We start from the raw sequence: 24,826 nt of genomic DNA, 5'->3' as shown, positions 1-24,826 counted from the left end.
AGTCGATAATGTTCGATCATGTGAAATTCGGCGTCAGCGATTATGAAAAAAGTAAAACTTTCTTCCTCGAGGCGCTTCGCCCGCTTGGGGTAAAAATCATCGATGAAGGCGCGCCGGAGTATGGTGTTGAAATGAGCTCCGGGGACGTTTCACTTTGCCTTTTCCATACAAATGACAAACCAGCGCCCCTGCATCTGGCGTTTGTGGCTAATACGCGTCAGCAGGTTGATGATTTTTTCCATGCCGCGCTTCGCGCTGGCGGACGTGATAACGGCGGGCCGGGATTGCGTTCGTACGGTGAAAATTATTATGCCGCTTTTGTCATCTCACCTGATGGGCATAACATCGAGGCCGTGTGCCATACGCCGGAGAGCGAGTAGCTCAACGGGTCTTTCAGAACCCGTAAAACGATTTACTCATGCGGTTTTCTGCACGATAATGCACGAAAAGCTGTATTTCTGGCCAGTGATGTCGAAAAGTCTCGTCTGTAAATGTGCATTTTCATGCAACAACACTGACAGAGGTATTTATGACACAACAGTTGATTTTAATTGCCGGTCCCTATCGCAGCGGAACCGATGGCGTTCAGGCACGAATTGATGAGAATCTGGCGCGTCTCGAAAGCGCAGCATTAGCCGTATACCAGCGTGGCCACATTCCGGTCATCGGTGAATGGCTTGCGTTGCCGCTGGCAAAAGCCGCAGGCTCAATAACGGTGGGTGATGAAATCAGCGAAGCGATGCTGTACCCCGTTGCTCACCGGCTCATCGCTAAATGCGATGCGATTTATCGTATTGCCGGTGCGTCTAAAGGCGCCGATATGGATATTGAAGTAGCCCGAAAATATGGTCTCATCGTTTATACCGCGCTTGAGAACATTCCAGAAGCTTAATCCGGAACGCCAGCCAGCCCGTGGTCAAAGGCTGGCTGTCAGAGGGTGTCACGATCTGAGGTCAGCACGACGGATACGCCCTTTTCCGATACCGCGCGGATCCAGTCCTTATCTGTACCGTCTTCAACGACGATGGTATTTACCGAAGACACATCTCCAATCACAAACGAAGACGCGGTGTTGATCTTTTCCGGAGAAGCCAGAACGACCGTCTCCGCGGCTCTGCCGGAAAATGCACGTTTGATGCATGCCTCTTCGAAATCACCGGTTGTCAGCCCCGCGTCAGGATGAATGCCGGTCACGCCCATAAAGAACAGGTCCGCATGTATATTCGCTATGCCTTCGATGGCCGCAGCGCCGACCGCAACAATTGAATGTTTATACAAGCGTCCGCCGATCAAAATCACCTCAATGGAAGGATGATCAACGAGCCCCAGAGCAATGCTCGGGCTGTGCGTCACCACGGTGATGCGCAAGTCAGGAGGGAAAAACGTAATCAGCTCGGAGGTTGTCGTGCCACCGTCGACAATCACCACCTGGCCTGATGAAATTAGCTGTGCCCCTTTTCGGGCCACCCTTTTTTTCGCATCCATCTTCACGGATTGCCGTTCGGCAAACGGAGCAATAGCGGAAGATGACGGCAGCGCGCCGCCGTGAACACGCTGCAAACGCCCTTCTGCCGCCAGCTCGCGCAGATCGCGCCGGATGGTGTCTTCAGATACGTCAAAGAGAATGCTGAGCGCTTTTGACTGTACCTGACCTTCGGCACCCAGCTTCTCAAGGATCAATTGTTTTCGCTGACTGGTGAGCATGGTGAATTCCTGATGTTGCATGTTTTATCCTGAACATGCATGATGATGCTGTTTATGATCATTACTCTACGTAAGGAGGGACATTCGTGCAATCAAAACGTGCAGATGTGCGCATCATCGACAGTGAAACCCTGTCAGACAACTGGTACATCCTCAAAAAATACACCTTTGACCTGCAGCGGCGTGATGGTGAATGGCAGCGGCAGCATCGGGAAGTCTATGACCGTGGCAACGGCGCGACGATTCTACTCTATAACCGTGAGAAAAAGACGGTGATCCTGACGCGCCAGTTCCGCTTCCCTGTCTTTATCAACGGCCATGAAGACGATTTAATTGAGGCAGCAGCAGGATTGCTGGACAATATGGATCCCGAAAGCCGCATTAAAGCAGAAGCGGAAGAAGAGACCGGGTTTCACGTTTCGCGCGTGCAGAAAATCTTTGAAGCCTATATGAGCCCAGGCTCCGTCACGGAGAAACTCTACTTTTATCTTGCCGAGTACCAACCACATGACAGAACCAGCGCAGGCGGCGGGATCAAGGCTGAAGGAGAAGATATCGACGTGCTGGAAATGACGCTTGAAGAGGCTTTACGCAGCATTGAAACGGGCAAGATTGTCGACGGTAAAACCATCATGCTGCTGTATCATGTTGCCCTTAAAGGTATTCTGTAACCTACTGGTTTAAATCCTGATTTATAGACGTATGTAAACGGTATGCTTGTACGTTACGCGTAAGAAAAGGGAAAACCTCCTAAATTTTGCAGCCTACTATATTTAGTGAACGATTTCGCAATTCGATAAAATCATCAACAATTCCCTGAGTCATCCGCATTTACCATTCAAAAATGCCAAACGTTCACAAGGCTGCCCGCTGAGGTAGCCTGTCTTATCTGTTGTCTGGATTAAAATGCGACTCGCTACGGATAACGAAGCATATTATACTTGCTCTTCCATTCAAACAGGAGGCAGCATCTCACGTGAAGGATACATATTACAACGACATAACGATCAATACGCTAATTCAGAGTGAGCTTGACGCGTTTTTTGAGGATTTCAAAGGGATCGTCTTCGCCTACGCTATTATGAACAAGAAAGATCCTTCACAGATGAGGATAATCAATAATAGCCCTGAGTGGTTTAATATCTACCTTGAAAGAAAATACCAGTTCATTGACCCTGTCATTATTAGGGCTTTGCGCTGTGTTGAAGATTTTTTCTGGGAAAGTGATGTCGTGCTGTCGGATGGTTATAACCTGACACGCATTTTCGACGAAAGTGTCCAGTATGATATTTACCAGGGACAGACGTTTCCTCTGCATGACTATCTGAATAATCTTGTTGTCTTATCCGTCATCAGTCCTAAGCATTCTGGCATTGACATAGAGAAGTATCGGCCGCAATTTCTACGTTTCCTTGTTCAGTTACATCAGAAGACACTCAATCTGTATAGTCAGCATCAGCAGAAAAAGAATGTTTTCTTGTCGCCACGTGAGCGCCAAATCCTTAAATGGGTCAGTGCCGGGAAAACGTACGCAGAAATTGCTGTTATTTTGTCTATTGCCGAGCGCACCGTTAAATTCCATATGGGCAATATAATGAAAAAACTCGGTGTGAATAATGCCAGACACGCAATAAAACTTGGAACGGAACTCCGGTTACTGGAGGAGTAAGCCTCAGCCACTGGTTATAAATGGTGTAGATGCTCGAGCATTTCACGAAGCCAGTGACTGGATTTATCTTTGCTAATAATGTCTTCAATGATGCCTATACTGGCAGGCATGTAAATATAGTAAATAACCTCCCCTTTTTCAGAAACACCGCGCTGAATAACCTCAACTTTCCAGTTAGCATGGCGAAATATGGCATACATCCCACGGCTGGCTACTGCGTACATCCCATGATATTTATTCTTAATGCAATAAATAATCATTGCAAGAAACAATGCTTTACTGGCGGGCACGCCCTGCAGACTTGCGGAGTCTCGTGTTTCTTTATCTAAAAATAAACGACTCACTTCACAGCAGGGAACATCTGCTGGAAAAACAATGGGATTATCGAAATAGTTGTGAAAGATCTCGCTTATCATTGTCGGCTGCGTTGCGTTAATAAATCGCGCGCCGCATAGCAGCTGCCCATCATACATACCCAGTAAGTATGTCGTGTTATGGGAATCAAATTGATCCTTTTCCATACCTTCGACGCATTCCACCTTCCAGTCGAGTCGGTCCCGAAAAGTTTTTCTTCTGAGTCTGTAGAGTTCGCGCGCTAATGCTGGTGGTAAATCATCGTAGTCGTGTAAAAAAAATTCAATGACAGAATTCATTCTCATGTTCCTGATAATAACACCTGAAACTAGTTTCACCTGTCTCTTAGGACAGCTTTCATTGTGCCGCATATTCCCTATACTTAAAAAGTACCTGACCACGAAGTTCTCGCAAAACTAAGCGGTCAGGAGGTCAAAGACCTATGAAACACCAGGGATATACCCATCGATTATTATCTAATATTTAAAGTTTCGGGTACAGAACATAAGAAGCACTTTGCCGATAAAATATTAAAAAACAATAATCATAAAATTATTACAATAAAAACATTGCCCCTTAATCCTTTAAGGGGTAATATTTCCGTTTTCTTATTTTTTTCCTCTCTTTTATTTCACAGAAACTGCGGAATTCATCTGCCCTGAACCTCTCCCGTACCGCTTTGAAGGCGCCTGCCTGTGCTATTCTTGCAGAAGCATGCCAAACTGAGAATTGATGATGACCGACTGGAACCCTTCTCTTTACCTGCAATTTGGCGCAGAAAGAACGCGTCCAGCTGCAGAACTGCTCGCCAGAATTCCTCTGGATGAGATCGCTACCATCGCTGATCTAGGCTGTGGACCAGGAAACAGCACGGCGCTGTTGAAGCATCTCTGGCCTTCTGCTCACATTACCGGGGTCGATAACTCCCCTGCCATGCTTGAGGAAGCACGCGCAGCCTTACCTGACTGCCACTTTATTGAGGCCGATATACGTCAGTACAAGCCTGGCCAGCCGCTGGGCCTGATTTATGCCAACGCGTCGCTGCAATGGGTTCCGGACCATTACGATCTCCTGCCGCATCTTGTCTCCCTGCTTAAGCTAAATGGCGTACTGGCGATCCAGATGCCTGACAACTGGCTGGAACCGACCCATGTGGCGATGCGTGAAGTGGCGCTTGAGCAAGACTACCCAGACCGTGGCCGCGAGCCTCTGCCAGGCGTACATGCTTATTACGATATTCTGTCGGAGGCTGGCTGTGACGTGGATATCTGGCGGACGACCTATTATCACAAAATGAGCTCTCATCAGGCCATTATTGACTGGGTAAGCGCCACCGGCCTGCGGCCCTGGCTCCAGGAACTGAATGAAAGCGAGCAGAAACGTTTCCTGAAACGCTACCATGAACTGCTGGAAGAGCAGTATCCGCTTCAGGAAAACGGGCAGATACTGCTGGCTTTCCCCCGGTTGTTTATCGTGGCTCAACGCCAGCCCTGAACGGGCTATGACCGAGCTTCTTTGAGCAACTGCTGGATAACCTTTTCCTGTTGCTCATAGTCACCCTCGCCAAAGGCGGTATAGCGCAGCTGCCCTTTGGCATCAAAAAAGTAATGCGCTGGCCAGTACTGGTTGCCGAAAGCATTCCAGATTTTATAGTTGTTATCCGTGACCACCCGATACGGCAGTTGCCATTTATTCACCGCATTTTTAACCGACGAAAGCGGTTTTTCCCAGGGGTATTCCGGGGTGTGAACTCCGATCACCACCAGACCCTGCGGTTGGTACTTAGTGGCCCACTCCCGCACATGGGGGAGCGTATGCTGGCAATTAATGCAGTCCCACGTCCAGAAATCAATAAGTACAACCTTCCCGTGTAACGATTCAGACGTGACAGGGTCACCGTTCACCCACCCTGTTCCACCGCTGAGCGAAGGCAGCTGACTGCTGGGCTCTGTAATCACTATCGGCTCAAGCTTCACCGGCGTGGCTGTGGGTTTCGTCAGATTTAACAGCGCGGTTTCAAGACGGTCCGAGACGCCGTTTGCCCCTTTAAGCAGCGAAGTCATCCCCGTCGCGTTAAATGCGACGGTCACTAACATCACAACGCCTGCACCCTGTCGCAGCTTTTCCATTAGCGCCGATTTTGCCCTTAAAGGTGCCATCAGCGTGCGGCCTCCAATGACGAGTAATCCCAGCATCATTGCGCATCCGCTGCCATAGGCGGCCAGCAGAGCGCCGGTGGTAATAGCGGAATGCCCCGCAATGTTAATGCCGAAAATCGCACCCAGAATGGGACCGGCGCAGGGAGACCAGAGCAGTCCTACAGCAAGCCCGGCCAGAAAAGCCGATGCCATTCCGCGCGTTTGCCCGCTTCGGGTGTTGAGAACATTACCCGCGCTGACGGCCGGTCCCGCAATACGCTGGGCGAAAGACGGAAAAATTAAGGCTAGCGCGGCAGTGGCCAGAATGACGAGCGCGATCCAGCGCCCGACGATGGTTGCCTCTGCGATCCACTCGCTGGCGACGGTGACGGCCATCGCCACCAGGGTAAACATCACGATCATCCCCACTAGCAGGGCCAGAATATGCCGACGCTGGCCCTGGAAACCGGCGAACAAAAGTGGAATAACCGGGAGCGTACACGGGCTGAGCAGGCTTATCATCCCACCCAGAAAAGCGATTACCAGAAACATAGAAACCTCACAATACAAGTCCTGCGACGCTGCAGTGAGGCTATTTCAGCGTGCGGATGTGTTCAGGATATGTGTAAATGCGAGGGTTTTGTCTGGCTCTGTATCGCCCAGGCAGGGAGATACAAAGCCGTACAATTTTACTCACGGCGCGGTAGCGTAATGGAGACGTCCAGCCCGCCCCCGTTACGGTTCGCCAGCCCGAGCTTTCCTTCCAGCTGAGCGGTGAGCTGCGCGGCGATCGCTAGTCCGAGTCCTGTCCCGCCAGTCTCGCGGTTGCGCGAGGTTTCAACCCGATAAAACGGCTGTAAAACTGCCTCAAGCTCGGCTTCGGGGATCCCCGGTCCGTCGTCCACAATGTGAATAATGACCTCGCTGTCTGATGAATCGTCTATTGAAATCGCAACATGCTCGCCGAATTTGAGGGCGTTATCCAGCAGATTGGTCATCACCCGGCGAAGCGCCTGCGGCCGCGTGACGATGGGCAAGCGGGTTTCGCCTGCCTGAAAGTGCACGTTTTTACCAATGTCCTGGTAATCGCAGGCGATGCTGTTGATCCAGGCGTTCAGCTCCAGCTTAAGCGACGTCTCCTCCAGTGATTCCGATGACCGGGCATACGCAATGCCCTCCCGTACCAGACGAGACATGTTATCAAGATCGTTCAGGAGCTTGTCGCGAAGTTCAGGCTCTCCGGCCATTTCGACGCGGAGCTTCATGCGGGTAATGGGCGTCTGGAGATCGTGAGAAATCGAGGCCAGGATCTGCGCGCGTTCCCGGAGATAAGACTGAATGCGCGCCTGCATGGCGTTGAAGGCATGCGCTGCCCGCTGCACCTCAAGCGGCCCTTTTTCCGTCATTGGCGTGCTGGCCGCCGGATCCAGCGCATCCACCGCGCGGGTAAAGTGTGAAAAAGGCCGCACGACCTGCCGCACGGCTATCCAGGAGCAGACAGCCAGAACCAGCAGCTGCAGGATGAGAACGACCGGTAGCCAGCTGGCGACGGGCGGCATGCGCGGGATCAGGTCAATGGTCAACGGTGCGCCATCGCGTAACGTAAGATGGGCCTGAATATGCGAAATGGCGCCGGGAACCGCGGTAAAGCTAAGCGGGTAATGCGCGGCAAGCGTCGCTTTTAAGGTTCGGATAGCATCTTGCGAACGCTTATCCGTCGGCGCTGCGCCAGGTTCCCCTGTGCCCAGAATATAACGATAGTTACCCCGTTCAAGCCGCGGCAGCCAGGCGGCACGTTCGCTCGCCGGTAAGCGGTCTAATATGGCGACGCTGGTTGCGACATCGTTTTCCAGATTACCGAGCATCACCGTGCGGGCGCTGTGCATGCGTTCAACCATGACCAGCGTCAGGCTCAGGGCGTTAGCCAGCAGCAGACCGGCCAGCACGACGAGCAGCAAACGGGCCAGCAGCGAGCGTGGCCAGAGCCTCATTCGTTAACCTCTTTGATGGTCACTGGCATCGTAAAAACGTAGCCTTCGCTGCGCACGGTTTTGATATAAGCGGGCATGCGGGCATCTTCGTTGAGACGCTGGCGAACCCGGCTAACCAGCAGGTCGATTGAGCGTTCAAACAGCTCGGCGTCTCGCCCCTGCGTCAGGTTGAGCAGCTGGTCACGGGTCAGCACGCGCTGCGGATGGTCAAGGAAAACGCGCAGCAGCCGATACTCCGCGCCGCTGAGCGCCACAATTACCCCTTCCGGATCGATTAAGTGGCGAGCGACGGTATCGAGCTGCCATTCACCAAACATCACTAGCCGCCCTGCTTCCGTCACCTGTAGATTGGGCGGCATCGTGCGAAAACGCCGTAAAATCGCTTTGATACGCGCCAGCAGCTCGCGGGCGACAAATGGTTTCACCACGTAGTCATCCGCGCCCATCTCCAGACCCAGGATCCTGTCCGTCTCCTCGTTGCGCGCCGTCAGCATCAGGATGGGGAGATCTTTATGTTTCCCGACGCGCAGCTCTCGACACAGCGTAAGGCCGTCATCGCCGGGCATCATGACATCCAGCACAACCAGGTCGATATGCTGTTTATCCAGCACGATGCGCATCTCTTTGCCGTTGGCCGCGCCCGTCGCGCGATAACCAGACTTAGCAAGGTAATCGACAATCAGTTCACGAATATCCCTGTCGTCATCGACGACAAGGATATGATCAATATGCTCCACCGAAATCTCCAGACCGAAGGGTAACGTACTGAAAATAGCACATTTCAGAGTTTGTCAGCGTCAACAACGGCCTTAACAAAATCCTGCGGATCTTCCTGAGGCGGGTTGTGCCCTACGGTGGCCCCAAAAGTGCGGTGCTCGTACTTACCGGTAAATTTACCCGTATAGGCCTGCGGTGCAGGATGCGGCGCGCCGTTGTTCCCACCTTCGATGGTGATCGTTGGAACGGTGATATTCGGCAGCGTGGCCAGTTTCTGCTCGTAGCTGTCGTATTTGCGCTCACCTTTTTCCAGCCCTAAGCGCCAGCGATAGTTGCTGAGCGTCACGGCGACGTGGTCGGGATTGTCGAGGGATTTGGCGCTGGTGTTAAAGACAGCATCGCTAAATTTCCAGTCAGGCGATGCCTGAGACCAGATTAAACGGGCGAAGTCATGCGTGTTTTTCGCATAGCCTTCAGCACCGCGCGCGGTGGCGAAGTAGAACTGATACCACCACTGCTGCTCCGCTTTTGGCGGCAACGGCTGTTTGCCAATCTGCTGGCTGCTGATGAGATACCCGCTCACTGAAACAAGTGACTTAACGCGCTCGGGCCACAGCGCCGCAACGATATCTGCCGTTCGGGCACCCCAGTCATATCCTGCAAATACCGCCTGCTTAATATTCAGGGCGTCCATCAGGTACACAATATCTTTTGCCATGGCTGAAGGCTGGCCGTTGCGCGGCGTTTTGGCTGACAGGAAGCGCGTGGTGCCGTAGCCGCGCAGAGAAGGCACAATCACCCGATAGCCTTTTGCCGCCAGTGCGGGTGCAACCTCGGCGTAGCTGTAAATATCATAGGGCCAGCCGTGCAGTAAAATAACCGGCTGACCGTCTTTCGGGCCGAGGTCGACATAACCGACGTTCAGATCGCCGGCGTTAATTTGCTGCGGATGATCAAAGGCGGCCGCGATATTCGTGCCGGTGACTTCAGCCTGACAGGACATCACGGTGCCAAGAGAAATGGTCAGTGCAAGGGTCGAGTACGCGAGTTTGCTAAACATGTTGGTATCTCCGGTTGATTACAATTCACGGGGATATAACAACACTGCAGTGTATAGCGGATATGTGCGAAAGCGGGTTTATTGCAAGCCTGTGTACGTATCCGGGACCTTGATACAGTGTGATACAAACACAGGTGCTGGAGTCTTAGATGGAGAGACGATAGCGGACGTAATCGTCAGCCTCACCGTATTTGTCATAGAGTTTACGCGCCGGGTTGTTCTCCCGGGTGACCCAGTACAGTTTTGACCACCCTTCGCGCTTGCCTTCCTCAATCAGGGCGTCAATGAGCGCTTTACCTGCTCCCGCCCCGCGTTCATCGGCATCAACAAACAGATCTTCCAGGTAGCAGATGGGCGCGGTAGACCAGGTTCCTTCATGCAGAATACACATCGCGAAACCGATGACCTTTTGGTCCTTCTCGACCACCCGGCAGAACATCGGTGAATGCGCTGAGAGCGCCCTTTCCCACGTCGCTGCGGTGACGGATTCCTCGAGGTAGCAATCATAAAAATGGGTATAGCCATCCCACAGCGGTCGCCATTGGGAATAATCGTTTTCGCATAGAGGTCTTACCGTGACGGCCATGTGTTCCTCACATTACAAGTCGATCGCCATTTCAAAACAGCGTAAATCAGCCCCCGCCATACGCGAATGATGATAGTTTTCGCGCAGCGTGACAAACCCCAGCTTCTGATAAAACGACTGGGCGTTAGGGGTTGCATCCAGCCTCAGACGGGTTATCCCCCGGCTACGGGCTTCATTTTTGAGCGCCTCGATAATCCGGGTCGCCATGCCTTTACCGAATGCCGCGGGCAAGGTGAATATCGCCTCCAGACAGTGGGTATCCAGATCCAGATAGCCGGTCGCCGCAACGTCGCCCTTTTCATCTTCCACCACGTAAAAAGGGTATTCAATGACCATCTGCCGATAGCGTTCGGGCATGAGATCCGGCGTCCAGCGCGCAATGACGTCGGCATCGTAACTGGTTTTACAGCCGTGACGAATCGCCTGGTTGCGAATGTTCCAGAGTGTTTCGGCTTCCTGCGGCGTGGCTTTTCGTAATGTCATAACCTCCCCCTTTAACGGCTTTTTAGCCGCATTTCCCGTGCCAATCTGGCAAGACGCTGAGTACGACAATAGAGCGTAAATAGAACAAAGCCGCTGCCGTTCATCACCACCCGACAAAGTAACAGCGCGAAAGATGCAATGACGTGTGGCCAGAGGCTTCCATCATGAGAAAGCATGACATGTAGAACCTGAACGAGGGTCGTTATCAGCAGGATGATGAACAACGCCATAAAGCCCGACAATCCCGACGTCTTTCCACGAGCCAGTAGTACGCTTGTCACAATGAGCGCGCCTGTCATCGTCAATGATGGCAAGAAAAAGCTCAATGCATGATGTAAAGGTGACAAACCCTGCAACGTGCTGAGAAAAGGCAAAAGGTTTAGCGCAAACGCCACTAAAAACAGAGGTAACAGCATAGCTACCGGGTAAGGATTTTGACGCGGAAGCTCACTGAGGGGTCGCGAAAAATACCGTTCCAGCTCGGGAGTGGAATTATCCAGAAGGCGGGTATCACGACGAGCAATAGCCTCCTCTATATCTTTACCATGTTGCAGGAGATCCTGGAAAACCCGTCCGGTTAACAAACTCAAAAACTTCATCAGAATACCGCCAGTGACTGAATGGTACCGATAATGTATTTACCGGTCCGTGGTAAGTTACTGGGCGCTGCAATAACGCCGCTCACCGCACTTCCTGCCAATGCTGCGGCACTTGTTACCACTTGCCCAAGTTGTCGAGTGAGTTCTACCTGAACCGGCCCGGTTGGAAAGCGTTTCGGATAAAGACCCGCGCGGATAAGAGCCTTGATTTCTTTGTTGCTTATACCGGGGTTTTGCGCGCGAATTATCAATTCGGTCAAACGAGCACGATCCTGACGAGGATAGCTTTTTAACCATTCAGTGGCTTTCAAGGAAGATATGGATTTCATTGCACGCCAGGTGGTAACGGCTTCTTTTAATGCCCCACCTGCACTTGCTAACGAAATTACATCCAGTGATGTGGAGGTGGCGACGTACCATTCTTGCGTATCGAGCCATGCAACATTTCCGCCACCGTTTTCAACCAGATCATAAATTCGATAAAGACCGTTAACACATTGTAATCCGGTAGCGAGAGTACCAGCGTAGCCGATAGCCACTAAAACACCACTGCCTCCTGCGGTAAGAGGTGTTGCTGCCGTGCCTGCAAGCATTACACCTCCAGTAATGATCATCGCGCCACAGGATAGTACAGTCGACGCAAGCTCAGTACCCATGGATGTCGATGTCACAGCGTCAGTCAATGATTTACCTACGCTGGAGGTGGATGGCTGCGAGTTCGCTTTCGTTACAATTACGTGGGTTACAATACCACTTTGGCCATTAGGATGACGCTGACCAGAGCGAACCAGGTAGCGTTGAGTACCATCAGAATAAATGATACCGGCCTGAGCAAATTCGCGATTACAGTCCATGGCGGAACCCAGTGCTTTGAAATCGAAATCTGCAGCCCCTAAACCTGCCATTCGCGCATAATCATAACCGGGGAGATTGGTCTCAGGATTCATTCCAGGCAAAACCATACATTATTCCTTATGTGGGTAGGTAAGTTAGCCCAACTAATCTGATGGTAGTCGAACGCTCAGCAGAGCAAAATTTTGGTAGTAAATACGTTACAACGCAACTAAACAGAACGTCATATAGATGAAAATACCAGAACGCAAACAAAAGCATAACGCCTAAAAAGGGAGATCAGCGCATGACGATACCGACGCTCACGACAGAACGCTTACTGCTGAAACCGCTGGTAGCGGAAGATGCCGTCCAGATACAAAAGCTATATCCGCGCTGGGAGATTGTCCGTTATATGGTCTCCTCCGTGCCCTGGCCCTACCCGGATAACGGCGCGGAAAACTATGTCAACAACGTGGCGCTGCCGGATATGGCAAAAGGGATTGCCTGGTTCTGGAGCATCCGGCGACGCGATATGCCGGATGAATTGATGGGCATTATTTGCCTGTACGACGTCGAGGACAACAACCGCGGGTTCTGGCTCGCGCCGGAATTTCAGGGGCACGGATATATGCGCGAAGCCAGTATTGCCGCGACGGATTACTGGTTCAATACGCTAAACAAACCCGTATTGCGCGCACCGAAAGCCGCCGCCAACAGCCGCTCCCGGCGTATTTCAGACAGTAGCGGCATGCGGCTTATCAGGACGGAAAAGAAAGCCTACGTCAGCGGGATGCTGGACTCCGAGCTGTGGGAAATCACCCGCGAAGAGTGGAACGCCCGTCAGGTCAGCTGATAATGTTTATCCGGCATCAGCCTTTCCGGGATGTTCTCTTCATCGTTCATCTGCAGCAGATCGCGTTCCATCATATTGCAGATGGCGTCCAGCGGCAGGTCGTTATCTTCGGTGCCAAACGGATCTTCCAGTTCTTCCGCAAGGGTGTCCAGCGAGATAAAGGTGTAGGAGATCAGCGCCGAAACGAAGGGCGTCATGTAGTGCAGGTCCACAACCAGCGCGAAAGGCAGCATGATGCAGAACAGATATACCGTGCGGTGCAAAATCAGCGTATAGGCAAACGGTACCGGCGTGGTTGCAATGCGCTCGCAGCCGGAAAGGACGATAGACATGTCGTTCAGACGATTGTTCAGGCTATGGAACAGAATGTCTGAGAGTTGCCCGTTTCTCCGCCGCACGGCCAGCCACTCCCCCATGATCAGTAAAATACGGTTCGCCGGTGAGTTGGCGCTCATCACGTGACGTAAATCATCCGCAGCAAGATAGCGAGAGAGTTGCTCGGCGTTCAGCTCCCGGCGCAGGGTCATGCGCAGGCAGTTGGCAAAAGCAATCTGCAGGCGGACAAATTCGCCCAGGTGCTTATCGTCAGGCAAGGTGTTTTTTACCTCGCGAAACAGCGAGCGTGCCGCTATCATCAGCTGCCCCCAGAGCAGCCTCGCCTCGACGTAGCGTGAATAACAGGCGTTGTTTCTGAAACCCAGAAAGATAGCGATCGCCACGCCGAGAATGCTAAATGGCGCCACGGTAAATTTGATACCGAGCGACGTATACCACGGTAACATCAGGATAACGGCGATAGAGAGCAGGAAGTTGAGCAGCAATCGGGTATAGATCTTGGGAAGTACCGAACCGTGCCAGACAAAAATCAATTGTAGCCAGTGCTGTTTAGGACGAACGATCATAGTGAGTTTCAGGAAAGAAAAGAGCGAGGCTATTAAACGTGATCCCCGTCACCGTTGCAAGCATGTTAACGGAACATTGCATTTTCTCCCCTGAGCAACGAAAACCGTACGGTGCTGCATGTGCTTTTTAAAAAAAAAGCCAATAGTATGTTGTAACTAAATAATGTCGTATTCAAACCCGGCCGAAGCCGGGTGAACCTGTTAACAAAGCGGTTTAGCCGCGGTGCGCATGCCCTTAAGCAGAATGGCATCCAGATCCAGCGTCACCTGGTCGACAAGACCGTTCACCTGCGTCAGATCCTGTTCCCAGTGCTCACTCACGCTGAGCACCGACTGCACCAGTTCACGGGTGCTCAGCTGCCGATCGCGGTGCTGCGCCCACAGCTGCTGATAACGTTCCAGCCAGAATGCATCATCCTGCACCGGATAGTTCTCCCCGTTACGCTCCGCGCGATAAAAAGCGATCAGTGCGGCCAGAGCAAACGTCAGGCGTGCTGGTAATTGCCCCGTCGCCTTCTGCCCTGCCAGCAGCTGCGGCAGGATGCGGGTGCGGTATTTGGTCATGCCGTTAAGCGCGATGGAGAGCAGCTGGTGTCGGATGTAGGGGTTGCGAAAACGTCCAGTTACCGCACTGGCGAAAGTTTCCAGCTCGTCACGCGGCAGATCGAGGACCGGAATAATCTCCTGATAAATCGCTTTTTCGACGAACGCGCAGACCTCGGCATCATTCATCGCCTCGCCTACCGTATCCAGCCCGGCCAGGAACGCGACCGGCACCAGCGCCGTGTGCGCGCCGTTCAGGATGGCGACTTTGCGCTCTTTGTAAGGCCTGATGTCATCGACAATCAGCACGTTTAACGGGTACTTATCCAGACGAAGCTCGTGCGCAAGGGATGCTGGCCCCTGGATAACGAACAGATAGAAATGTTCAGCCGTGTCCAGGAACCGATCGTGATAACCCAGCTCAGCTTCAAGCGCAGCCGCTTCATCGCGCGGGTAACCGGTCACGATACGGTCTACCAGCGTCGAGCAGAAGCAGTTGGCGTCGTTTAGCCACCGGATAAAGGCCGCAGGCAGCGCCCATTCCTGCGCATAGCGCAGAACGAGTTCACGTAAGGCATCTCCGTTGTAGTCAATCAGTTCGCACGGGATGATGATCCAGCCTTTATCCGGCGCGCCGTTAAAGTGGCTGAAGCGCTCAAACAGCAGTCGCGTCAGCTTCGCCGGATAGCTCACTGCAGGGGCATCGTCGAATTTGTCACCTGCGTGGTAGCTAATACCCGCTTCGGTGGTATTCGAGAAAACAAACCGCATATCCGGATTGCGAGCCAGTTTCAGAAACGCGTCATAGTCGTCGTAGACGCTGATTTCACGGTTAACGGAGCGGATAAGACGGCTCTCGCTCACCGCTTCCCCCTGCCCGTTCAGGCCACGAACGATAATGGTATAGAGACCATCCTGAGTGCTCAGCGACGGTGGAAAATCGCTCTGAATAGGACGGACGATAACCACGCCGGCATTAAGATCGGTATGTTCATTTAGCAGGTCGATTTGCCAGTCGACAAACGCACGCAGGAAGTTGCCTTCACCAAACTGAATGATGCGTTCTGGGTATTGAGCACCGGGAAAATCACGACGGTTGAGCGTGTTCACAAGGGGTTCCTTTTATGATTAGTCATACAGCCTGATAAGATTGGTACGATAACTTATCAAAACTTAACGACCAGAAACCCTGTTTTGATCAATACGTCGCGTAGTTGTGCAGAATATTTACAGGAACTTATAAAACACGGACGTGGCCGTCATGGCACCGTCCGGCATCAGCGCGTAGCGCGGGATCTCACCAACCTTTTGCCAGCCGGCACGCTGATAGAAGGTTTCGGCCCCGCTGCCGGTGGAGGTATCAAGCACCAGAACCGAAATATCTCTGGCCCGAGCCTCAGCTTCCAGCGCTTCCATCAATGCCATCGCGGCCCCTTTCCGGCGCGATTTCTCATGAACCAGCAGCTTTGCCACATCGGCCCGGTGCGGCTGGTTTTCCGGCTGGTCTGTGATCAGCTGCACCGTTCCGATGATGCCGTCCTGCGCATCGACGCAGACAAGCACCAGCCGCTCGCCTCGCGCTACGCTTTCGGCAATACCGCGCCAGAAAATACGGGCCTTATCCGGGCTATAAGGGAGCATAAAGCTGACGGATGCCCCGCCGTTCACACAGTTTTCGAGGATCCCGGCCAGCGCATCAATATGGGTAAGAATTTCGTCTCGGGTGAGGTTTTTGATTTGCAGTGAGGTATTCATTGTTTTTCCTTACGTTGAATACCATCACTGTGCATTTAACATCTTCTTAACGCAAACGGATCGAACATAGGCTTTTGTTATGTCACCGGGCGCGCTGGCGCTGCTGTTTCATGGCATACATCTTTTCATCGGCATCTTTTAACCACTGCTGCAGATCGTTGCCGTTATGATCGAATTCGCTAAGCCCCCATGAGAAATGAAGCGACCAGGGATGCAGCTTGCGGGCGTTATAGTGTTCCACCTGCTCAGCGAGATACTGCATGGCAATCCAGGCCCCCTGCTCATCCGTATCCGCAAACAGCACGGCGAACTCGTCCCCGCCAAAACGCACCAGTAGATCTGCTTCACGGAAAGAGTTGCGCATCAGTTGCGCCATGGCTTTCAGCGCCTTATCTCCCTCTTCATGGCCGTAGCGATCGTTAATCTCCTTAAAACGATCCAAATCCAGCCAGCCAAGCGTCAGCGGCTCAGCCCGGCGCCGGGCAACGGAAAGCGTGAAACGCACAAGCTGATTAAAGCCCCGACGGTTGAATAACCCGGTTAATTCATCCGTGGTCGCCGCACTGATGGCAGCAAATTCATCCTCTGCCAGCGCGCCAAGGTCTCCCAGCACGGCGAGGTCGGACGCTGAAAACTCACGGGGAGCGTAATCAATCAGGCACAGCGAGCCCACGCTCGCGCCGTCACGCAGGCGCAGCGGGAAGCCCGCGTAAAACCGCACGCGCGGCTCACCGGCCACCAGCGGATTATCCGCAAAGCGATCGTCCTGAAGCATATCTCCCACCACCAGCGGCGCTTCGGTAAGGATCGTATGTCCACAGAATGAGATGTTACGCGGAACGGCGCTCGGTGCCTGACCATCAGCCGACTTGACGATCAGCGAATGCTCATCGATAAGATTGACCATCGCCAGCGGCACCTGGAAAAAGCGTTTTGCCAGACGCGTTAAGCGGTCAAACGCCGGGGAACTGTCAATCTCAAGCAAACCAGACTCGCGCAGCGAGTTGAGACGTTCCGTTTCATTTTCAGGGGTTGCAGGTTCTTTCATAATGTCTCCTGACGTAAAGCGTTACTAAAAGCGTAGCTTAAACAGAGACATTGTCAGTGTTCTGACGTCCTGTTAAGCCGCTTACTATTCACGTCAATGCCTTATGACGATTAACGCAGCTATGTTTCACTCCCGGAAGGCGTAGCAATTTGCTCGTCCGCCACCCGGGCGCTGGTACGGTTTCGACCCGCTTTTTTTGAACGATAGAGATGATCGTCCGCCTCGGCCATGAGCTTGTTGAAGACCTCGGTCAACTGCCATGACTCTGCCTTTCCACTTCCGAGGCCAATACTGACCGTCAGATAGAGGGTCTGGTGACGCCATGTAAAAGGATGGCTGGCCACGGTGGACCGGATACGTTCAGCCAGTTCAAAACCGTGCTGCGCGTCGCCTGAATTAACTACCACCGCGAACTCTTCCCCGCCCATGCGCGCCACCATGCCGTCTTCACCGACAACCTGCTGAACCTGTCGGGCAAACGACGCCAGCACGCGGTCTCCGCACTCGTGGCCGTAGTTATCATTAATGCTTTTGAAATAATCAATATCCAACAGCATGACGGTCAGAAAACGTGTATGCCGGTAGGTTTCTTCCTGCTTTAACGCCTCATAAAGCCCGGAACGCGAATAGACGTGCGTTAAAAAGTCATAATCCGCCCTGAGCGAAACCTGACGGATCAGAGAGTTAATCGCCGCCATGCTAACGGAGACCATCACCGGACAGATCGCCATCGTGGCGATCCCCAGCCGGGCTGAAAACATCATTGGGGTGGTAAACGGCGTCGCCACGGCAATGTTAATAATCGAGTTGGCGACCAGAATAATTTCAGTGGCGCCCGTGATAAACGTTAGCAGACAGGTCGCAGGCAATGAGTAACGAACCGCACACCAGATAAGTGCAGGCAGAGGAAACGAGAGGCTCCCCGCTCCGCCAATCACCACCGAAGCGACCACCGAGACGATCAGCGCAATCACAGGCAGCAACTGCTCCAGACGTAACCTGAGTTCACGCCCGGGCATGCGTAACGTGAGCATACAAGGCACAACAAGCACGCCGGTTGAGAACTGCTCGCTAAACCAGTCGGCAAACAGCGGCCAGAAGGTGTGACTGTCAATCCCAACCGACCCCACCGCGCCGAGCAAGGCACAAAGCAGCGCGGCAATCAGGCAGTAGTTAAACAGGCGTAATGCGTTAAGCGGATCGGGGGTTTTCTTCGTTAGCCGCTTGTCGCGCTGAATCAGCACGGCGACGGCAACGATAAAGATCATGTTAGACAGGTTGATCACCGCTGAAGCGATACCCCAGTTGGTCGTCACCGCGTCGTACAACAGCATCGCGACATAACATACCGCATAGTAGTGCAGGCGATTCAGGTAAACATAGCGGGCGAAGATCCCTGCCATGACGCCATTCAGCGGCCAGAACAGAGAGAGGGCCTCAACGAGCCGTAACTCCGCGCCCACAAAATAGAATAAGGTGGTGAGGATAAAGATCGTCGATGCATTTCGCAGCGGCGTGTCAACCTGGAACGGCCTGAAGGCAGTAAGAGCAGAACGCATTAAATATCATTCCATATGAAAGCTTACGGCAATTATTGCGGTCGTCAGCACGATTGGGACTAACTTAGGATGCATCTATAACACAAATAACACAGGAGCATAACTCGTCAAATTTAGGCGTTCATTTGCAACACCAGCCAGTGGTGAATGACGCCGACAATATAATTTTGCTGCTGCGCAGTGAGCGTCACACCCTGTGGAATGTTATGCCATTTTGCCAGACAGCCCCGACAACAGGTGGCCGTGGCATGCTGGGCGATAAACACCGGGTGTCCGCGCATGGGCGTCTGCTTGCCGTCGTTTGCAGGGTGTGCAGGCGCAAGGCGCTTTTCGACAAAATCCGCGGCATGCTGGTCAATGGTTTCGGGGCCTTTGTCCCAGCAGTACTGTCGTTCCTTATCGCCTAAGCGAAAGCGCGAGCGAAATGTCGATCGCGCCAGGCGGGAAAAAAGAGGATCAAGATCGGACATCAGTATACGGAACGTCCCAGACGCTGGGTCAGTTTCTCCAGAACCGCGACACCGGCAAGCGAATTTCCCGTTTCATCCAGTTCCGGGCTCCAGACTGCAATCGCCATTTCGTGCGGCACAATCGCCACGACTCCGCCGCCAACGCCCGATTTAGCTGGCAATCCAACGCGCCAGGCAAACTCACCGGCGTTTTGATACATCCCGCTGGTGGCCATCAGCGCGTTAACCTGGCGAGCCTGTAGAGGAGAAACCACTTCCTGATCGAGATGCGGCGCATGACCCTGATGCGCAAGGAACAGGAACGTCTGAGCCAGCTCAACGCAGCTCATTTTCAGGGCGCAGTAATGGAAGTAGTTTTGCAGGACAGTCGCCACGTCGTTGTGGAAATTACCGAAGGATTTCATCAGCCACGCGATAGCCGCGTTACGGGCGGAGTGTTCAAACTCCGAGCGCGCTACCAGCGCATCATAGGCAATATCGTCAACGCCCGAGAGCTGACGAACAATCTCAAGCATTCGCTGGCGCGGAGCGCTGAGGCGGCTTTGCAGCATATCGCAGACCACCAGCGCCCCGGCATTGATGAAGGGGTTTCGCGGTTTCCCCTGTTCAATTTCGAGCTGAAGCAGCGAGTTAAAAGGCTGGCCGGAAGGATCTTTACCCACGCGCTGCCAAATCTCTTCTTCTTCGTACTGGCGCATCGCTGCAACCAGACTCAGCACTTTCGAAATGGACTGAATGGAAAAACGTTCAGTGGCATCGCCTGCCTGGAATCGTTGTCCGTCTATGGTACAGATAGCGATGCCCAGCTTATTCCCGCTTACCGAGGCAAGGGCCGGAATATAGTCGGCAACCTTCCCCTTTCCAATTAACGGACGAACCTGCGCCAGAATCTCGTCCAACATCTCATTATGGATGACCGCAGCCACACTTTGCTCCTTGCCCTCAGGCTAAAACGGGCTGCGAGTATAACAGAGGCTTATGTATTACGTCAGGCGCTAAGACGAAAACGCGAAACGGCCTGCAATAAAAGATCGGATTGCTTTTGCAGCCGCTCTGAGGCATCCGAGGCGTCTGAGACCAGCAAATCCGTCTGACGGGAGACCTGATTCAGCGCCTGAAGCTGACGCGTCATCTGGTGAATACTCTCTCCCTGGCTGAGCGTGGCGGTGGAGATCTCATTAAGCAAACTGCTTAGATTGCCCACCAGCCCGGTGACCTGCTGGAGATTCTCTTCCATCAGGGTGACGGCGCGGGAACCGTCTTCAATGCCCTGCAGCGAGCGGTTGATCAGCTCCTGTATGGTCTGCGTCGAGTGGCTGCTCTTTCTGGCCAAAAGACCGACCTCCCGGGCGACGACGGCAAACCCGCGTCCCTGGTTTCCTGCATGGGCAGCTTCGATGGCGGCATTGAGCGCCAGGATGTTGGTCTCAAACGCCACGCTGTCGATCATCGCCACGATCCCGCGCATCTCAGACGATCGGTCGACGATCGCCTGCATGGACGCGTTTACGGTTAACATTATCTGGTCGCCGCCCACGGCGGCCTGGCGCGCCTCATCGGCCCGCGAGCTGGCGAGCCTGGCATAGCCGGTATTCCCTTCCACATGGCTTTCCAGCGACGCGATATGCGCCGTCACATCCTCAAGCTCTTTCGCCTGACGCGCTGACTGCTGATACAGCTTCTGGTTACCCTCCGCCAGGGAGCCGATGTTTTCCACCATCGTGGCGGTGGCATGGCTGACCTGCGTCACCAGCTGCTGCAGGCCGTGCTGCATCGTGGCGATACTGTCGCTGAGCTGCCCTATCTCCCGGTTGAAGCGCATGACGTTGGGCGGCGTGCCGGAGATATCCCCTGCTGCCAGCCGGTTGATATGCGCGATGAGCCGACGAAGCGGCGTAATCACCCATCTCGACATGCCGAACCACACGATAACCGCGATGGCGAGCAACAGCACAGGCGCAAACAGGAACAACGTTTGCAGGCCGGATAGCTGTGCCATGAGGCTCTGGCGCCCCTGCATGGCCAGCTTCTCGCTTGCCTGCTGATAGCGCGCATAGTTGTCGTTAAAATCCGTCTGAAACGCCTGCGCCGGGACGGCAAAAAAAGCGTCGATGGTGTTGGTTTTGACCAGACCTTCAGCCTGCTCTTCGATCGCGCCGTAGAAAAGTTGATAGCTGTTCACCAGCGCGTCGTCTTTCGGCGGATTCAGCGCCAGCCAGGCCTTCCACGCCTGCTGAGACACCGTCAGCGCCTTTTGCGCATCATCCATCAGGCTATGCCAGCTCCCGTCGGATCCGGTCTCTTTATCCTGCATAAACCAGACGCCGGACCGGTTAAGCAGGTCGCTTGCCGCCAGCAGGGAAACACGGGCCTGATCCAGCTTGCTCTGCTGCTGCCATGCCAGAAGGTTTTGCTGCTCGTTGCGCTGGGCGTCGTTCAGGGAGGCGTTAAGCAGAAATGACGAGGAGAGCTGCAGCGCGGAGAAAAGGCCAATAATACAAAAGATCCCCGTCAACAGGCCAAAGTGACGGGGAGTAAGACGCTGCGCAATACGGCGAAAAATTTGCGTTAGGTTCATAATTAGCTTCATTTACAAGGCGTTAGACGCGAGCGAGTCTACGAAATGAAAATGACAGAACCATTGCAGATTAGTGACAACGGCCCTCGTGCTGAGGGCCGAAATTAAGGATTACACGCGATCCTTCCATACCGTCTGCGCGTTACAGAACTCGTGCAACCCAAAGTGGGAAAGCTCGCGTCCAAAGCCGCTTTTCTTCACGCCACCGAAGGCCACGCGCGCATCGCTGGCGCTATAGCCGTTGATAAACACGCCGCCGCACTCCAGCTCGCGCGAGAATTTATCCGCAAGCTCTGCGTCAGCGGTGAAGACCGTCGCAGACAGGCCAAAGTCGCTGTCGTTGGCAAGCGTCAGGGCGTGATCCGCGTCTTTCGCGACCGTAATGGCCGCGACCGGACCAAACAGCTCCTGACGGAAGGCCGTCATCGACGGGGTAACGTTCGCCAGCACGGTTGGCGCGTAATAGTTCCCCTCACCGCCGATCTTCTCTCCGCCCAGCAGCAGCGTTGCCCCTTCTGCAAGCGTCGCCTGCACCTGCTGATGCAGTTCATCGCGCAGGTCAAACCGCGCCATCGGGCCCAGGTAGTTCTCTTCTTCTTCCGGCGCGCCCATCTTTAACGCAGCAACTGCATCGACAAAGCGCTGTGTAAAGTTCTTCGCAATACCCTCTTCCACAATGAAGCGTTTGGCCGCCGCGCACACCTGCCCGGTATTCTGATAGCGACCCGCCACCGCCGCCTTCACGGCAAGATCCAGGTCGGCATCGTTGAGGACGATGAACGGGTCTGAGCCACCCAGCTCAAGCACGCATTTTTTCAGCGCGGCCCCCGCCTGAGCACCAATGGCAGCCCCGGCACGCACGCTGCCGGTGACGGTCACCGCCGCAATACGACGATCGTTAATCGCCTGGCTGACGCCGTCATTGGTGGCGTTCACCCAGCCGAACACGCCTTCTGGGAAACCCGCATCCGCAAAGATCTGCGCGATAAGATCCGCAGAGCCGAGCACGTTGGGGGCGTGTTTGAGCAGATAGCTGTTACCGGCCAGCAGAATTGGCACCGCGCCGCGCAGCACCTGCCAGAGAGGGAAGTTCCACGGCATCACCGCGAGGATCGGCCCCAGAGGACGGTATTCAATGACCGCGTTCTGGTTTTCCACCAGCGTAGGCTCCGCACGCAGCATCGCCGGGCCGTGCTCGGCATACCAGTCGCACAGACCCGCGGATTTTGCCACTTCCGCCCGCGCCTGCAGGATGGGTTTGCCCATTTCACGGGAGATCGTCTGCGCCATCTCTTCCGCGCGGTGTCGCAGCGCTGCGCCGAGATCGCGCAGCTTTTGCGCCCTGTGGGCAACGCTTTCACGACGCCACTGGCGGTACCCCGCGTCGGACTGAGAAATTGCGCGGTCAACCTGTTCCGGCGTCGCCCAAGGCCAGGTTGAGAGGGTTTCACCCGTGGCCGGGCTGACAGAGAAGGCATGTGTAGCAGATGAATAAGTCATGTTGTTCTCCACGTGTTTCGGTTGATTAATTGTGGCTCACTCTGCTATTTCTTAAAAATGAATAATACTAACCACCTTATTCACGAAACGAGAACATTATGGATTTAACCCAGCTTGAAATGTTTAACGCCGTCGCACTGACGGGCAGTATCACCCAGGCGGCGCAGAAGGTGCATCGCGTGCCGTCTAACCTGACGACCCGCATTCGCCAGCTGGAAGCCGATCTTGGCGTTGAGCTGTTTATTCGTGAGAACCAGCGTTTGCGCTTATCCCCGGCCGGGCATAACTTCCTGCGCTACAGCAAGCAAATCCTCGCCCTGGTGGATGAAGCGCGCATGGTTGTAGCGGGAGATGAGCCGCAGGGGTTATTTGCCCTCGGCGCGCTGGAAAGTACCGCAGCCGTGCGCATTCCTGAAACGCTGGCGCAGTTTAACCAGCGCTATCCGCGCATCCAGTTTGCCCTTTCTACCGGGCCATCCGGGACGATGATCGATGGCGTACTGGAGGGAACCCTCAGCGCCGCCTTCGTCGACGGGCCGCTGTCGCACCCGGAGCTGGAAGGCATGCCGGTTTATCGGGAGGAAATGATGCTGGTCACGCCTGCCGGGCACGCGGAGGTCGCACGCGCCGCGCAGGTTAGCGGCAGCGACGTTTACGCTTTTCGCGCCAACTGCTCGTACCGTCGACACCTGGAGAGCTGGTTTCATGCTGACCGCGCCGCGCCCGGCCGCATTCATGAGATGGAGTCCTATCACGGCATGCTCGCCTGCGTTATCGCGGGCGCAGGCATCGCGCTGATGCCGCGCTCAATGCTGGAGAGTATGCCCGGGCATCATCAGATTGAAGCCTGGCCGCTGGCGGAAAACTGGCGGTGGCTCACGACCTGGCTGGTGTGGCGACGCGGGGCGATGACCCGCCAGCTGGAGGCCTTTATAGCGCTGCTAAACGAACGTCTTCAACCAGCGCCTTCTCCATAAACAGGCTGAGCGGGTCGTCAACGTACGGGGCAAACGCCGGGCGTAAATCGTATCCGCACTGTTCATAAAGACGCACCGCGGCGCGCTGTTTAATACCGGTCTCCAGCCGTACCGTGTGGCAATGACGGCTCAGGGCCTCATCTTCCAGGGCGGCCAGCAGCGTCTCGCCGAGATGCTGCCCGCGATGGGCCGGATCGATATAAACCCGCTTCATCTCGCCCGTTCCGTCGCCGTTGAGCACGATTGCGCCGCAGCCAACGGCCTGAAGCTGCTGGTCGCGAATGACCATCAGGATCAGCGAGGCTTCCGGCAGCGAAGCCAGATCGAGCAGATGATTGCTTTCAGCGGGATAGAGTTCGCTCTGATAGCGGTCAAGCGCCGCGATCAGACTGAGGATGTCCGGGTGACGTGCAGATTCAGAGGTAATGGAATACATGGCAGGCTCCTTGCTTTTTTATGAGGCTAAATTTCAACATAGCGCAGGCCTGCCAGGGTGCTTCATAGTA

General features: G+C 54.1%; 27 protein-coding genes. 7 read left to right on the top strand and 20 right to left on the bottom strand.

Annotated features, from left to right (window positions below; all coding sequences use genetic code 11):
- Nucleotides 1–8: 8 nt before the first annotated feature.
- Nucleotides 9–380: a VOC family protein gene (locus ELK40_RS11460; protein WP_127730896.1), complete on the top strand. Its 372-nt coding sequence runs from the start codon at nt 9–11 to the stop codon at nt 378–380.
- 149 nt (nt 381–529) lie between these two features.
- Nucleotides 530–892 (top strand): DUF4406 domain-containing protein, encoded by a 363-nt coding sequence (locus ELK40_RS11455; protein ID WP_115875067.1) that lies wholly within the window; start codon nt 530–532, stop codon nt 890–892.
- Between the two features lie 38 nt (nt 893–930).
- Here the strand turns inward: ELK40_RS11455 and ELK40_RS11450 are convergent, their stop codons facing one another.
- Entirely contained in the window at nt 931–1,704 is a 774-nt protein-coding gene (locus ELK40_RS11450; RefSeq protein WP_127732783.1) for a DeoR/GlpR family DNA-binding transcription regulator, read from the bottom strand.
- 86 nt (nt 1,705–1,790) lie between these two features.
- Here ELK40_RS11450 and ELK40_RS11445 point away from each other — a divergent pair, with 86 nt between their 5' ends.
- Together ELK40_RS11445 and ELK40_RS11440 are read left to right on the top strand one after the other, a co-directional pair.
- Nucleotides 1,791–2,375: a GDP-mannose pyrophosphatase gene (locus ELK40_RS11445; protein ID WP_127730894.1), complete on the top strand. Its 585-nt coding sequence runs from the start codon at nt 1,791–1,793 to the stop codon at nt 2,373–2,375.
- Nucleotides 2,376–2,680: 305 nt separating this feature from the next.
- Nucleotides 2,681–3,373 carry a LuxR family transcriptional regulator gene (locus ELK40_RS11440; protein ID WP_127730892.1) on the top strand — a complete coding sequence of 231 codons (693 nt, stop codon included), beginning with the start codon at nt 2,681–2,683 and terminating at the stop codon, nt 3,371–3,373.
- A 14-nt stretch (nt 3,374–3,387) separates the two neighbouring features.
- Here the strand turns inward: ELK40_RS11440 and ELK40_RS11435 are convergent, their stop codons facing one another.
- Nucleotides 3,388–4,026 carry an acyl-homoserine-lactone synthase gene (locus tag ELK40_RS11435; protein WP_127730890.1) on the bottom strand — a complete coding sequence of 213 codons (639 nt, stop codon included), beginning with the start codon at nt 4,024–4,026 and terminating at the stop codon, nt 3,388–3,390.
- Nucleotides 4,027–4,462: 436 nt separating this feature from the next.
- Here ELK40_RS11435 and tam point away from each other — a divergent pair, with 436 nt between their 5' ends.
- Nucleotides 4,463–5,221, top strand: coding sequence for a trans-aconitate 2-methyltransferase (tam, locus tag ELK40_RS11430; protein WP_127732781.1), 759 nt, complete (start codon nt 4,463–4,465; stop codon nt 5,219–5,221).
- Between the two features lie 5 nt (nt 5,222–5,226).
- Here tam and ELK40_RS11425 read toward each other — a convergent pair whose 3' ends face one another.
- From ELK40_RS11425 to ELK40_RS11390, 8 genes are all read right to left on the bottom strand, one after another.
- Complete coding sequence (locus ELK40_RS11425) at nt 5,227–6,417, bottom strand: cytochrome c biogenesis protein/redoxin (RefSeq protein WP_127730888.1); 1,191 nt, start codon at nt 6,415–6,417, stop codon at nt 5,227–5,229.
- A 137-nt stretch (nt 6,418–6,554) separates the two neighbouring features.
- The gene (locus tag ELK40_RS11420) at nt 6,555–7,856 is read right to left on the bottom strand and encodes an ATP-binding protein (RefSeq protein ID WP_127730886.1); all 1,302 of its coding nucleotides are present in this window, start codon (nt 7,854–7,856) and stop codon (nt 6,555–6,557) included.
- The gene (locus ELK40_RS11415) at nt 7,853–8,593 is read right to left on the bottom strand and encodes a response regulator (protein ID WP_111964589.1); all 741 of its coding nucleotides are present in this window, start codon (nt 8,591–8,593) and stop codon (nt 7,853–7,855) included. The genes ELK40_RS11420 and ELK40_RS11415 overlap by 4 nt, the downstream gene beginning before the upstream one ends.
- Nucleotides 8,594–8,637: 44 nt before the next feature.
- The gene (locus ELK40_RS11410) at nt 8,638–9,633 is read right to left on the bottom strand and encodes an alpha/beta hydrolase (protein ID WP_127730883.1); all 996 of its coding nucleotides are present in this window, start codon (nt 9,631–9,633) and stop codon (nt 8,638–8,640) included.
- Between the two features lie 145 nt (nt 9,634–9,778).
- Nucleotides 9,779–10,219, bottom strand: coding sequence for a GNAT family N-acetyltransferase (locus ELK40_RS11405; RefSeq protein WP_127730880.1), 441 nt, complete (start codon nt 10,217–10,219; stop codon nt 9,779–9,781).
- A 12-nt stretch (nt 10,220–10,231) separates the two neighbouring features.
- Complete coding sequence (locus ELK40_RS11400) at nt 10,232–10,702, bottom strand: GNAT family N-acetyltransferase (RefSeq protein ID WP_126303312.1); 471 nt, start codon at nt 10,700–10,702, stop codon at nt 10,232–10,234.
- 11 nt (nt 10,703–10,713) lie between these two features.
- A complete protein-coding gene (locus tag ELK40_RS11395) occupies nt 10,714–11,301 on the bottom strand; it encodes a hypothetical protein (protein WP_023292418.1) in 588 nt (195 codons plus the stop codon).
- Nucleotides 11,301–12,263 carry a hypothetical protein gene (locus tag ELK40_RS11390; protein WP_032674783.1) on the bottom strand — a complete coding sequence of 321 codons (963 nt, stop codon included), beginning with the start codon at nt 12,261–12,263 and terminating at the stop codon, nt 11,301–11,303. The genes ELK40_RS11395 and ELK40_RS11390 overlap by 1 nt, the downstream gene beginning before the upstream one ends.
- 176 nt (nt 12,264–12,439) lie before the next feature.
- Between ELK40_RS11390 and ELK40_RS11385 the strand changes: the two genes are divergently transcribed.
- Complete coding sequence (locus ELK40_RS11385) at nt 12,440–12,988, top strand: GNAT family N-acetyltransferase (RefSeq protein ID WP_111964593.1); 549 nt, start codon at nt 12,440–12,442, stop codon at nt 12,986–12,988.
- Here ELK40_RS11385 and ELK40_RS11380 read toward each other — a convergent pair.
- From ELK40_RS11380 to sad, 9 genes are all read right to left on the bottom strand, one after another.
- A complete protein-coding gene (locus ELK40_RS11380) occupies nt 12,976–13,890 on the bottom strand; it encodes a bestrophin family protein (RefSeq protein ID WP_111964594.1) in 915 nt (304 codons plus the stop codon). The genes ELK40_RS11385 and ELK40_RS11380 overlap by 13 nt on opposite strands.
- 201 nt (nt 13,891–14,091) lie before the next feature.
- Entirely contained in the window at nt 14,092–15,543 is a 1,452-nt protein-coding gene (locus tag ELK40_RS11375) for a tagaturonate reductase (protein ID WP_127730878.1), read from the bottom strand.
- 117 nt (nt 15,544–15,660) lie between these two features.
- Complete coding sequence (locus tag ELK40_RS11370; protein WP_115875056.1) at nt 15,661–16,188, bottom strand: GNAT family N-acetyltransferase; 528 nt, start codon at nt 16,186–16,188, stop codon at nt 15,661–15,663.
- A gap of 82 nt (nt 16,189–16,270) precedes the next feature.
- Complete coding sequence (locus ELK40_RS11365; RefSeq protein ID WP_127730875.1) at nt 16,271–17,236, bottom strand: sensor domain-containing diguanylate cyclase; 966 nt, start codon at nt 17,234–17,236, stop codon at nt 16,271–16,273.
- 119 nt (nt 17,237–17,355) lie between these two features.
- On the bottom strand, nt 17,356–18,795 hold the full coding sequence (locus tag ELK40_RS11360) for a GGDEF domain-containing protein (protein ID WP_127730873.1): 1,440 nt from the start codon (nt 18,793–18,795) through the stop codon (nt 17,356–17,358).
- Between the two features lie 113 nt (nt 18,796–18,908).
- Nucleotides 18,909–19,265, bottom strand: a complete 357-nt coding sequence (locus ELK40_RS11355) for a DUF4186 domain-containing protein (protein ID WP_111964599.1) — start codon at nt 19,263–19,265, stop codon at nt 18,909–18,911.
- Nucleotides 19,265–20,191 carry a glutaminase B gene (gene glsB / locus ELK40_RS11350; protein ID WP_111964600.1) on the bottom strand — a complete coding sequence of 309 codons (927 nt, stop codon included), beginning with the start codon at nt 20,189–20,191 and terminating at the stop codon, nt 19,265–19,267. Before glsB ends, ELK40_RS11355 begins: the two co-directional genes overlap by 1 nt.
- Nucleotides 20,192–20,253: 62 nt before the next feature.
- Nucleotides 20,254–21,843: a methyl-accepting chemotaxis protein gene (locus ELK40_RS11345; protein WP_127730871.1), complete on the bottom strand. Its 1,590-nt coding sequence runs from the start codon at nt 21,841–21,843 to the stop codon at nt 20,254–20,256.
- Between the two features lie 111 nt (nt 21,844–21,954).
- Nucleotides 21,955–23,343: a succinate-semialdehyde dehydrogenase gene (gene sad, locus ELK40_RS11340; protein WP_127730869.1), complete on the bottom strand. Its 1,389-nt coding sequence runs from the start codon at nt 23,341–23,343 to the stop codon at nt 21,955–21,957.
- Nucleotides 23,344–23,441: 98 nt separating this feature from the next.
- Here sad and ELK40_RS11335 point away from each other — a divergent pair, with 98 nt between their 5' ends.
- Nucleotides 23,442–24,320 carry a LysR family transcriptional regulator gene (locus tag ELK40_RS11335; RefSeq protein ID WP_127730867.1) on the top strand — a complete coding sequence of 293 codons (879 nt, stop codon included), beginning with the start codon at nt 23,442–23,444 and terminating at the stop codon, nt 24,318–24,320.
- Here the strand turns inward: ELK40_RS11335 and ELK40_RS11330 are convergent.
- Complete coding sequence (locus ELK40_RS11330) at nt 24,274–24,756, bottom strand: GNAT family N-acetyltransferase (RefSeq protein WP_127730865.1); 483 nt, start codon at nt 24,754–24,756, stop codon at nt 24,274–24,276. The genes ELK40_RS11335 and ELK40_RS11330 overlap by 47 nt on opposite strands.
- Nucleotides 24,757–24,826: the final 70 nt, after the last annotated feature.

Source organism: Enterobacter sp. N18-03635 (genome assembly GCF_004006055.1).
Lineage (GTDB): Bacteria > Pseudomonadota > Gammaproteobacteria > Enterobacterales > Enterobacteriaceae > Enterobacter > Enterobacter vonholyi.
Note: the sequence above shows the minus strand (reverse complement) of the source record. Positions and strands in the feature narration are given on the sequence as shown.

What these genes read in the sequence shown, in the direction of transcription:
- ELK40_RS11335 (WP_127730867.1), top strand. Translation starts at nt 23,442, where the DNA reads ATGGATTTAACCCAGCTTGAAATGTTTAACGCCGTCGCACTGACGGGC.
- ELK40_RS11330 (WP_127730865.1), bottom strand. Translation starts at nt 24,756, where the DNA reads ATGTATTCCATTACCTCTGAATCTGCACGTCACCCGGACATCCTCAGT.
- ELK40_RS11370 (WP_115875056.1), bottom strand. Translation starts at nt 16,188, where the DNA reads ATGAATACCTCACTGCAAATCAAAAACCTCACCCGAGACGAAATTCTT.
- ELK40_RS11450 (WP_127732783.1), bottom strand. Translation starts at nt 1,704, where the DNA reads ATGCTCACCAGTCAGCGAAAACAATTGATCCTTGAGAAGCTGGGTGCC.
- ELK40_RS11355 (WP_111964599.1), bottom strand. Translation starts at nt 19,265, where the DNA reads ATGTCCGATCTTGATCCTCTTTTTTCCCGCCTGGCGCGATCGACATTT.
- ELK40_RS11405 (WP_127730880.1), bottom strand. Translation starts at nt 10,219, where the DNA reads ATGGCCGTCACGGTAAGACCTCTATGCGAAAACGATTATTCCCAATGG.
- ELK40_RS11395 (WP_023292418.1), bottom strand. Translation starts at nt 11,301, where the DNA reads ATGAAGTTTTTGAGTTTGTTAACCGGACGGGTTTTCCAGGATCTCCTG.
- ELK40_RS11435 (WP_127730890.1), bottom strand. Translation starts at nt 4,026, where the DNA reads ATGAATTCTGTCATTGAATTTTTTTTACACGACTACGATGATTTACCA.
- ELK40_RS11400 (WP_126303312.1), bottom strand. Translation starts at nt 10,702, where the DNA reads ATGACATTACGAAAAGCCACGCCGCAGGAAGCCGAAACACTCTGGAAC.
- ELK40_RS11390 (WP_032674783.1), bottom strand. Translation starts at nt 12,263, where the DNA reads ATGGTTTTGCCTGGAATGAATCCTGAGACCAATCTCCCCGGTTATGAT.
- ELK40_RS11380 (WP_111964594.1), bottom strand. Translation starts at nt 13,890, where the DNA reads ATGATCGTTCGTCCTAAACAGCACTGGCTACAATTGATTTTTGTCTGG.
- ELK40_RS11460 (WP_127730896.1), top strand. Translation starts at nt 9, where the DNA reads ATGTTCGATCATGTGAAATTCGGCGTCAGCGATTATGAAAAAAGTAAA.
- sad (WP_127730869.1), bottom strand. Translation starts at nt 23,343, where the DNA reads ATGACTTATTCATCTGCTACACATGCCTTCTCTGTCAGCCCGGCCACG.
- ELK40_RS11345 (WP_127730871.1), bottom strand. Translation starts at nt 21,843, where the DNA reads ATGAACCTAACGCAAATTTTTCGCCGTATTGCGCAGCGTCTTACTCCC.
- ELK40_RS11410 (WP_127730883.1), bottom strand. Translation starts at nt 9,633, where the DNA reads ATGTTTAGCAAACTCGCGTACTCGACCCTTGCACTGACCATTTCTCTT.
- ELK40_RS11420 (WP_127730886.1), bottom strand. Translation starts at nt 7,856, where the DNA reads ATGAGGCTCTGGCCACGCTCGCTGCTGGCCCGTTTGCTGCTCGTCGTG.
- ELK40_RS11455 (WP_115875067.1), top strand. Translation starts at nt 530, where the DNA reads ATGACACAACAGTTGATTTTAATTGCCGGTCCCTATCGCAGCGGAACC.
- ELK40_RS11385 (WP_111964593.1), top strand. Translation starts at nt 12,440, where the DNA reads ATGACGATACCGACGCTCACGACAGAACGCTTACTGCTGAAACCGCTG.
- ELK40_RS11425 (WP_127730888.1), bottom strand. Translation starts at nt 6,417, where the DNA reads ATGTTTCTGGTAATCGCTTTTCTGGGTGGGATGATAAGCCTGCTCAGC.
- ELK40_RS11365 (WP_127730875.1), bottom strand. Translation starts at nt 17,236, where the DNA reads ATGAAAGAACCTGCAACCCCTGAAAATGAAACGGAACGTCTCAACTCG.
- tam (WP_127732781.1), top strand. Translation starts at nt 4,463, where the DNA reads ATGACCGACTGGAACCCTTCTCTTTACCTGCAATTTGGCGCAGAAAGA.
- ELK40_RS11360 (WP_127730873.1), bottom strand. Translation starts at nt 18,795, where the DNA reads ATGCGTTCTGCTCTTACTGCCTTCAGGCCGTTCCAGGTTGACACGCCG.